The organism is Candidatus Aquicultor secundus, assembly GCF_002791875.1.
GTDB lineage: Bacteria > Actinomycetota > Aquicultoria > Aquicultorales > Aquicultoraceae > Aquicultor_A > Aquicultor_A secundus.
Genome location: NZ_PFNG01000174.1, coordinates 274 through 8,282 on the forward strand (window position 1 = coordinate 274; position 8,009 = coordinate 8,282).

An 8,009-nucleotide genomic window follows, 5' to 3' on the forward strand; every position below is an offset into this window, starting at 1 on the left:
CTTCAGAATGACATCTAGCGATTAGGCTTACTAAAACCCCTAGTTAGACCGCCCTAATCGCTATTCTTTAATTCGGACCTTCTTGCCCTCAATGGCAAGGGCGTCCTCGCAGTAGAATTTAACGGCGCGGGGATACAGCACGTGTTCGACGGTGTGGATTTTTTGGGCGAGGGTGTTTTCGGTGTCGTCCTCGGCGATTGAAACGGCTTCTTGCAGGATAATAGGGCCTTCGTCGAAGATCTCGTTTGCGAAGTGGACCGTAACACCGGTCACTTTAACCCCATAATCCAGGGCGTCTTTGATGCCGTGGGCGCCGGGAAACGATGGCAAGAGCGCCGGGTGCAGGTTTAAGACTTGATTCGGGTAGGCGTCGAGGACTTCCGGACCCAGCAGGCGCATGTAGCCGGCCATTACGACAAGCTCGACATCGTGCTCCTTTAATGCGTTAAGGATGGCCATGTTGTAGAAGAATTCATCCGGATAGTCTTTACGCACAAGTACGACCCCCGGGATGCCGTGATTCGCGGCCCTGGTCAGACCATACGCATCCGCCTTGTTGCTGATGACAACCGCAACCTCGGCGGGCAGATAGCCACTTTCGCATTTGTCGATAATCGACTGCAGATTGCTGCCGCTGCCCGAGATCAAGACGCCCAACCGGGTCTTCCTGTTAGACATACCTGACCTCACCGCCCCCTTTGGTAATCGTGCCAATTTCAAAAACTGACTCGCCCTCTTGAGCCAGCAGAGCCATGGCCTCTTTAACGTGGGCTGGATCAAGCACCACGACCATGCCTATCCCTAAGTTAAAGGTGCGGCGCATCTCGTCAAAGAAAACTGCGCCCTCGTGCTGGATGAACTCGAAGATTGGCGGTACCGGCCAAGAGCCTACCCTAAGTGCGGCATCCACTGTCGCCGGCAGTATCCTCGGGATATTATTCGTCAAACCGCCCCCCGTTATGTGGGCAAGGCCCTTTACGGGGTAGATTTGGATGAGTTTTAAAATGCTTTTTACGTAAATTCTCGTAGGGGCAAGGATGGCCTCGCCGAGGCTTGTCGACCCCTCCCAATACGACTGGCCAAGCTTGAGTTCCCTTGTCTCGATGAGCTTTCGTATGAGCGAATAGCCGTTGCTATGCGGGCCGGTCGAGGCCAAGCCGAGAATCGCATCGTCCTCGGCGATACCCTCACCCGTAATGATGTTGTCTTTATCGACAATTCCCACGGCAAAGCCCGCGAGGTCATATTCGCCGGGCGCATAAAAGCCCGGCATCTCGGCGGTCTCCCCACCGAGAAGCGCGCAGCCGGCCTGGCGGCAGCCCTCGGCGATTCCCCCGATGACGGCGGCGGTTTTTTCCGGCTCAAGTGAGCCGGTTGCAAAGTAATCCAGGAAAAACAGGGGCTCGGCCCCCTGCACCAGGATATCGTTTACGCACATGGCGACAAGATCGATGCCGACCGTGTTATGAATATCAAGCTCGTGGGCTACCCTTAGTTTGGTGCCGACCCCATCGGTGCCCGATACCAGGACCGGCTTTTTATAGCGGTCTTTATCGATCCCAAACAGCCCGCCAAAGCCCCCGATATCGGTTAAAACGCCCGGTCGAAATGTCGAGCGGACCGATTTCTTTATAAGTTCAACAACATGCTCGCCGGCTTCGATATCCACGCCGGCATCCTTGTAGGTGAGACCTTTTTTCTGGGTATCAGCTTTATCAGCCATTTATCTTTGATTCTTCCTCTTCGAGCATCATCTTGGTTATCTTTAAGTCATCCGGCACATCTATGGGGTAGACGCCGTCGAAGCACGCCAGGCAGAAGTTCTCACGGACGTTCTCGGTGGATTTTACCAGCCCTTCAATACTGAGGTAGCCTAAACTATCCGCGCCGATGAACTGGCGTATCTCTTCGATCTCATTGTTCGCTGCGATGAGCTGGCCCCGGTCGGCCGTATCGATGCCGTAGAAGCAGGGCCACTTGGTCGGCGGCGAGCTTACCCGCATATGAACTTCTCTCGCGCCCACCCCACGAAGCATCTCGACAAGTTTTTTGCTGGTGTTACCGCGAACGATGCTGTCGTCGACGACAACGATCCGTTTATCTCTGATAACCTCGCACAGAGGATTGAGTTTTAGTTTTATTCCCGCCTGGCGGACGGTCTGAGTCGGCTGGATAAAGGTGCGCCCGATATAGCGGTTCTTGACCAAACCTTCACGGTACGGCAGGCCCGATTGCTGGGAGTAGCCGATTGCCGCCGGTACACCCGAATCCGGAACCCCGATGACAAGATCGGCATCCGCAGGCGCCTCTTTGGCAAGCTCTACGCCCATGGTCTCGCGGGCGCTATAGAGGAGCCTATCAAAAAGCCTGGTGTCGGGGCGGGCAAAGTAGATGAACTCAAAGATGCAGAGCGAAAGCTTCTTCGGCTCTACCGCCTGGACGCTTCGCAACCCGTTCTCATCGATAATCACCAGTTCACCCGGGTTAACGTCGCGCATGTAATCGGCGTCTATGATATTAAGCGCGCAACTCTCGGAGGCAACCGCAAAGTTTTTGCCGAGTTTCCCGATGGCGAACGGGCGTATACCGTACGGGTCGCGAATCGCGAAGAGCTGACTTTCGGTCATAATGGCCACCGAATAAGCGCCCTCCAGCTGCTTCATCGTTTCTATTATCGCGCCTTCGATCCCTTTATCCGCAAAGGATGCGATAAGAGATGCGATGACCTCGCTGTCGCTTGTAGAGCGAAACCGCTGCCCGTTTTTGCTCAGCATGGTGCGAAGCTCTTTCGTGTTGGTTAGGTTTCCGTTGTGGGCAAGGGCGATGCTGCCCTCTCTAAATGCCTTGTAGATGGGCTGTGCGTTCTCCCAGTGGCTTGACCCGGTGGTCGAATAGCGGGTATGCCCGATGGCGACGTCTCCGATGAGGCACGCCAAATTTTTCTCGTTGAAAACTTGGGGGACGAGCCCCATGTCCTTATAGGTGATAATAGTGTCGCCGTCCCCGACCGCAATGCCGGCGCTCTCCTGGCCCCGGTGCTGCAGGGCGTGCAGACCAAAGTAGGTAAGCTTGCTTACGTCGTGCCCCGGTGCATACACACCGAAGACACCGCAGGCTTCTTCTGGTTTATCCGGACGGTCGTAATCGTAATCAACGTCAAAACTCAAAACTAAATGCTCCTTAAGAGTTTACCTTATTGATTTTACCATATCAAATATTAGGGCCCGATAATAGCCCGGCTACCGTGCTTTTCACCTTTTCTAAAGCTCTCTTTTTACATACTCGACAGCGTTTTTGAAGATCGCGAGGCCGTCGCCTTCATCGGGGAGGTCTTTTCTTGTCCAGTTGGGGTGTTGGGTGCGCTGGATGTAGTTTTCGGGATGGGGCATCATGCCGAAGATTCGCCCGGTTTCATCGCAGATGCCGGCGATGTGGGCGACCGAACCGTTCGGGTTGACCGGGTAGGTGCCGAACTCGCCGGTTTCATCGACGTACCGCACCACGACCTGGCCGTTTTCCTGCAGGCGCGTTAAGACCTCGTCGTCACGCGGGATGAACTTTCCCTCGCCGTGGCAGATCGGTACATAAATACCCTTTTCGATTCCCCTGGTAAAGACGCATTTCGACTCGGGATTAACTTTTAAATTAACCCAGCGGTCTTCGAATTTGCCGGAATCGTTGTTGGTGAGCGTCACATCCTGGCGCATGTAGTCTCCGTCAATGCCGGGCAGCATCCCGAGCTTTACCATCACCTGGAACCCGTTGCACACGCCAAGGATCAGTTTCCCGTCAGCGATAAACTGCAGCAGATCATCCTTAAGCTTGTACTTTAGCTTGTTGGCCAGGACTTTCCCCGAGGCGATGTCGTCGCCAAACGAGAACCCGCCGGGAAGCATCAGTATCTGGTAATCGGCAAGGTGCTTTGTGCCGTCGGCTATGTCGTTGATATGCACCCGCTCGGCCTCGGCCCCCGCCAGGGTAAAGGCATCTTGTGCGTCTTTGTCCCGGTTGATTCCCGCCGCGAGCAGGACGAGCACTCTTGGTTTATCACCAGACTTATTACTTAGATTATTTCTTAGATTATTTCTTGGGTTATTTCTTAGGGTATTATTCAGATTATTAGTCATTTACTATCACCACCTGAGAGGCGCTTTAAAGGCCTCTTTCAGTTCGTCTATCGATGCATCTATCAAGGCCGTCCCGCCGTGTCCTGTGGCGGTAAACCGGCCTTCCTGCGTGACTTCGCCCACCGCGGCAAACGTGCGACCGGCCATCGCGGCCTCAAAGGCCTGCGCGTTCTCGGGCGAGACGGTCACGATAAAACGGCTGTTTGATTCGGAGAAGAGCACTCTTACGCCCTCCGTCGCTTCTGAGGCCGGGGTCTTGCTGATATCGATCATCATGCCAAGCCCGCCGGCAAAGGCGCTCTCTGCGGCCGCAACCGCGATTCCGCCCTCCGAGCAATCATGGCAGGATGCGACAAGACCTTTTTCGATCGCCGTATGGAGCGACTTGTAAAGTGCAAGCGCCTCGTTGGTATCTACCTTGGGCACCCGGTTTCCTTTAACGCCGCTCAGCATATAGAAATGCGAACCGCCGAGTTCGTCATGGGTTTCGCCCAGGACGTAGACGATATCGCCCGCTTTTTTGGCATCCATGGTGACCGCTTTCTCAACGTCGCCGATTACACCCATCGCCGAGATGAGAAGCGTCGGCGGGATTGCGATCGTCCGGTTTTCCAGGCGGTATTCGTTGTGAAAGCTGTCTTTGCCCGAGATAAAAGGTGTCCCCAAGCCGACCGCAGTATCGTAGCACCCTTTCGTGGCGCGTACCAGTTGTGCGAGCTTGTGGTCGCCGTCCGGGTTGGCCTCGGAGAGAATCGGGTTGCCCCAGCAAAAGTTATCCAGAATTGCGACGCGCTCGGGGTCGCCGCCCACCGCAACGATGTTTCGAACCGCCTCGTCGATCGCCGAGGCCGCCATCCGGTAGGTATCGATCTCGCCGTATTTAGGGTTGATGCCGTTGGATACCACGATGCCGCGCTTGGAAGAAACCAGCGGGCGGATGACCGAGGCATCCGATGGCCCATCGTTTGCCATACCGACCAGCGGTTTTACTACGCTTCCGCCTTGCACCTCGTGGTCGTACTGGCGGATGACCCACTCCTTGGAGCAGACGTTAAAACTGCCGAGGATGTTCATAAGGGCATCATTTAGTTCTTTGGTAATATCATTAGTAAGATCATTAGTAAGATCTTCGGTGTGGCCATCGGCGGCATACTCGGGCTCTTGCTCAAGCGTTGGTCGCCAGGTAGCGGTTAGCTCTAGACCGGGAAGGCCTTCGTGTACGAAATCCATATCCAGGTATAAAACTGTTTTCTTATCATATTTAACGTGAACTTTGCCGGTATTTGCAAACGTGCCGATAACCGTGGCTTCGACATCGCGCCTGCGGCAAAGGTCCATAAACGCATCGATTTTTTCCGGTGGGACGGCGACCGTCATGCGCTCCTGGGATTCGGATACCCAGAGCTCCCAGGGCTGCAGGCCCGCATACTTGGTCGGGGCTTTCTCGAGGTCGACCTCGCAGCCGCCGCAAAACTCGCTCATCTCACCCACCGAGGATGAGAGGCCGCCCGCGCCGTTGTCGGTTATCGCCCTGTAAAGGTCCATCTCGCGCGCCTCGCGCAACGCGTCCTGCATCTTGCGCTGGACGATGGGGGCGCCGATCTGCACTGCGGCGGAGGATGTCCCTTCATCCAATGCCACCGAGGAGAACGTCGCGCCGTGGATGCCGTCTTTTCCGATGCGACCGCCCACCATTACTATGAGGTCTCCCGGATTTACCGTCTTTACGTGGGACGGCTTGCCGTTTATCTCTTTTTTCATAAGACCGCCGGTACCGCAATAAACCAGCGGGTTGTAAACGTAAGCCTCGTCGAAGAGGATAGCGCCGTTTACCGTCGGGATTCCGATCTTGTTGCCGCCGTCCTCAACGCCCTTGCGCACGCCTTTAAAGATGCGCTTTGGATGCAATACGGATGCCGGAAGCTGCTCGTATGGGAAGTCCGGGGGACCGAAGCAGAAAACGTCGGTGTTAAAGATAAGCTCCGCCCCGATGCCTGTGCCCATGGGGTCGCGGTTGACGCCGACGATGCCGGTCACCGCGCCGCCGTAGGGGTCGAGCGCCGAGGGGTGGTTGTGCGTTTCGACTTTAAAGACCATATTGTGCTCGCCGTCGAAGTCGACCACGCCCGCATTGTCGACAAAGACCGAGACCAGCCAGTCTTTTTTCTTTGCTATCTCTTCGGTCGCCTTGCGGATATATGTCTTAAAAAGGCTCTCGATTTTCTCGGTTTTTTCGCCTTCGGTGTACTCGATGGTCGCGTTAAATATCTTGTGCTTGCAGTGCTCGGACCAGGTTTGCGCAAGCATCTCGAGTTCTATGTCGGTCGGGCGGGTGCTTAAGCCCACCTTCTCACGCTCGGCCTTAACTCTCTCATCCTTGAAGTAGTCGCGGATGATCCGCATCTCGGCAAGGTTGAGCGAAAGCACACCTTTTCTGCTTATCTCAAGAAGCTCCTCGTCGGAGACATCGAGATCGACCTCGGCGACTTTCGGGTCAAACTTCGTGCTGCGCGAAAGCGCCGTCACTTTTTTAACCGTTGCCTGGATGTCGTCGCCGGTTTGCCAGATCTGGTAGTGCTCGATGAGCGGGTTGGCAAGGAGGCCAACGCAGATTTTCTCGGCATCGTCCCTTGTGACCGAACCGGTGATCAGATAGAGTTTTGAGGTATGTACCGAGCCATCTTCGGGAAACTTAATCCCGAGCAGATCCTCGATTCCCTCGATGGCGGTCGCCGCAACGTTGTCGGTGACACCCGGTTTGTAGCCGACTTCGATTGCTACCGAAAACGGGCGCTTAAAGCTCTCGTTTATCTTAACAACCTGGGTGATGGGATCGGTGAGCAGGTCCTTTGCGATTGAGATGACCTGTTTTTGGGTAAAGTTCGCATCTATCGTATAAATATTAAGAGACTGGACCGACTCGACATCGATCAGCAAGTCTTCAATTATTTGTTTTCGAACAGCGTTTCCATGGGCATCGGTGATCCCGGCCCTAAGAGCGACTTCAATCCGCCACATCTAGAAGTTGCCACCCTCTTTTGATGTCCCCGTAACGCGCGCCAGGACCTCCCGGTAGGCCTCTTCAACCCGTCCGAGGTCACGCCTAAAGCGATCCTTATCCATCTTTTCGCCCGTCTTCTTATCCCATAGGCGGCAATTATCCGGGGAAAGCTCGTCGCCTAACATCATGACGCCGTCTTTTAAGCCGAACTCGAGCTTGTAATCAACCAGGGTGAGCCCCAACTGGTCGAAGAAACGCACGAGGACGTCATTTACTTTCAAGCCCGTCTCGCGCATCTCTTTAATCTGCTCTTTGGTGGCGATGCCGAGTTCTGCGATATGGTCTTCGTTTATCATGGGGTCGCCGAGATCGTCTCGCTTATAGTAGAACTCCACGATGGTGTTCTTAAGCGGCACGCCCTCGTCGTAACCAAGCCTCTTGGAGAGACTTCCCGCGGCGATATTGCGCACAACCACCTCAACCGGAACCATGTCGAGTTTGTCGGTGAGCATGGTTCGATCGTTGATCAGCTCTCTATAATGAGTGCGCACGCCCTGGTTCTCGAGAAGCGTGAAAAGGGCCGCCGAAATCCGCGCGTTCATCGAGCCCTTCCCGGCTATCTGGCCTTTTTTCTTGCCGTCAAACGCGGTCGCGTCGTCTTTAAACTCATGGATGACCGCACTCGGGTCATCGGTTGAATATAGCTTTTTTGCCTTTCCTTCATAGAGTTGATCTTGCTTTTGTACCATGTGTTCACCTCTGACTTCGGCTCCTCGAGCCGGTTTATTTCGCTCCTTCATATTACCTGTAAGTTGGTGCTTTTTCAAATGGGAGTTTCTCTTGTAGCTGCCAGCTCTCAGCTACATCCACGTAATGAATGG

6 protein-coding genes are annotated in these 8,009 nt (G+C 54.7%); all 6 read right to left on the minus strand.

Features of this window, described 5'->3' with window-relative positions:
* Positions 1 to 60 precede the first annotated feature (60 nt).
* Positions 61 to 678 (minus strand): phosphoribosylglycinamide formyltransferase, encoded by a 618-nt coding sequence (purN, locus tag COY37_RS07275; RefSeq protein WP_286977027.1) that lies wholly within the window; start codon positions 676 to 678, stop codon positions 61 to 63.
* The gene (gene purM / locus COY37_RS07280) at positions 671 to 1,723 is read right to left on the minus strand and encodes a phosphoribosylformylglycinamidine cyclo-ligase (protein ID WP_286679189.1); all 1,053 of its coding nucleotides are present in this window, start codon (positions 1,721 to 1,723) and stop codon (positions 671 to 673) included. The genes purN and purM overlap by 8 nt, the downstream gene beginning before the upstream one ends.
* Positions 1,716 to 3,167, minus strand: coding sequence for an amidophosphoribosyltransferase (purF, locus tag COY37_RS07285; protein ID WP_286679190.1), 1,452 nt, complete (start codon positions 3,165 to 3,167; stop codon positions 1,716 to 1,718). The genes purM and purF overlap by 8 nt, the downstream gene beginning before the upstream one ends.
* A 93-nt stretch (positions 3,168 to 3,260) precedes the next feature.
* Positions 3,261 to 4,127 carry a phosphoribosylformylglycinamidine synthase I gene (gene purQ / locus COY37_RS07290; protein ID WP_286679191.1) on the minus strand — a complete coding sequence of 289 codons (867 nt, stop codon included), beginning with the start codon at positions 4,125 to 4,127 and terminating at the stop codon, positions 3,261 to 3,263.
* A gap of 6 nt (positions 4,128 to 4,133) precedes the next feature.
* A complete protein-coding gene (gene purL, locus COY37_RS07295; RefSeq protein WP_286679192.1) occupies positions 4,134 to 7,145 on the minus strand; it encodes a phosphoribosylformylglycinamidine synthase subunit PurL in 3,012 nt (1,003 codons plus the stop codon).
* Entirely contained in the window at positions 7,146 to 7,877 is a 732-nt protein-coding gene (purC, locus tag COY37_RS07300) for a phosphoribosylaminoimidazolesuccinocarboxamide synthase (protein WP_286679193.1), read from the minus strand.
* Positions 7,878 to 8,009 lie beyond the last annotated feature (132 nt).